This window comes from Bartonella sp. AC70YNML (assembly GCF_042196545.1).
Taxonomy (GTDB): Bacteria; Pseudomonadota; Alphaproteobacteria; order Rhizobiales; family Rhizobiaceae; genus Bartonella.
The window spans coordinates 1-1,871 of sequence record NZ_JBHIQK010000038.1; the positions used below are offsets into that span (position 1 = coordinate 1).

Below are 1,871 nucleotides of genomic sequence, written 5' to 3' on the forward strand. Positions count from 1 at the left end.
CTGAAAAACGAAGCTGATAGCACGCCTGTCATCACAGAAAAAACCGAATATAGCGATATTTCTTTCCAAAAACCAGAGGGTTATTATTTACTCAATGAACGGAATTTATATCACGATATGGGCTGGGATCGTTGGGGTAGTGGAAGTCTTTCTGATAGAGAGTTTGGGTTTGAAGGTCCCCGAGACTTTCTGTTTGATTGGCAACTTTGGAATAACAAAGAAGGAACCTATGGCACCGCAATTTCAAGCGATGGAACAGTCTATAAGGCATTTACTTGGGAATATGACAAGACAAACAGTAATATAGAACGCTATCAATGGAATAATTGGTCACATATGATAGAAAAGACTGTAACACAAGCATTTTCGCATAAACCAACTGTTTCGGGGGTAATACAATCTAGTGGCAATCTCATCATTAATGCTGATACCATTGACAACCATTATAGCACTATAGAAGTGGGGGGAAATGCCGATATCCACGCTGGTGTGCTGACCAATCTGGGTGTAACGGCTTATAAAAAAACCTTTATGAGTTGTAATGCCAATACGCAGAATGGTTATTGTTATGGCTATAAAGCTGATGGAAGCCGCGATGTTTCTTTAGATATAGCTGGTGGCAAATTTCGTCATATCCGCTCAGAAGCTTTGGAGAGTGTTCCTGGTCTTGTCCAAGCGGGTGGCACTTTAAATCTGGTGGTTGATCAACCCAATAACACGGTAGCGGAAGGTTCGATTACAGGGGATGCGCATTTTGAAGCAAAAACCGTTGAAGGCAATCCACTGGAGTCCTTAAGTGGTTTAACCGGGGCTGGCGCTCTCTTTACACCAAAAGTGGATCTCAATAATGCAGGGGAACTTTCTGAGGGGCTCCCTTTACCAAAGCCCCAATCGGGTGGGGTTGGTGGCACGCTGCCCAACCAGAATTTCATTTATGAAACGCGGGCAGAATTCCTTGATGTCGGCAAGTTTTATGGCTCAGCCTATTATTTGAACAGAATTGGCTACAATCCTGATCGGGAGATTTTTTTCTTAGGCGATGCTTATTTCGAAAAGCAGCTGATTGAGAAACAAATGCGTGATCTGGTCGGTCAAGGTTTGGGCAAAGGCTCCTTTATTCCTGGAAGTGATGCCATTGAACAAGTCAAAACTTTGCTGGATGTCGGGGCAGAATATGCAAAAGCCCACAATCTCCCCTTTGGTGAGGCTTTGAGTGAAGAACAATTGGCGTCCCTAGAAGCCCCAATGGTGATTTATGTGCGCCAACAGGTCAAGGGCATGGATGTTTATGCACCGGTGCTTTACATCCCTGAAAAAGACAGAGCCTCCTTTGTTTCTGCTGGGGCTTTGATCATGGGCGATGATATCAATATCACCAGCCAGAATACCGGCAATTCCACGATAACCAATTCAGGGCGGATTGCGGCAAACCACCAATTGCATGTGCATGGCGGGGATATCTTTAGTCAAGGGGGGCATTTTGCGGCGGGTGGTGATGCTGTTATCCTTGCGGAGAAGAATATTCGTTTGGATGCAGGGCGCACAACGGTTGACGGCGTGGAGACCGTATTAAACACCGAGGCGCTTTCTGCTGGTGGTAATGCAACGGTGATTGCCAAACAAGATATCACAGCCTCAGGGGTGGGGATCACCACCGGGGGTGATCTTGCTATGGCTACAGAAGAAGGCAACTTGACGATCGGTTCAGCAGAAACCCATTACCATGATGAACAGGGTGATGCCACCATGCATCATAAATCAGAAGTCAACTCTGGAGGCTCAACAACGCTTTCCTCTGGAAAAGATTTGAATATCTTAGGCTCTGATGTTCAAACAACGGATAAACTTCTCTTGCAAGCTGAGAAGAATGT

Annotated in this window: 1 protein-coding gene; it reads left to right on the forward strand. The window is 45.5% G+C overall.

Annotation, left to right across the window (positions count from 1 at the left end):
- A partial coding sequence (locus ACFIMU_RS08600) for a hemagglutinin repeat-containing protein (protein ID WP_375697031.1) occupies positions 1 to 1,871 on the forward strand: 1,871 nt, incomplete at both ends.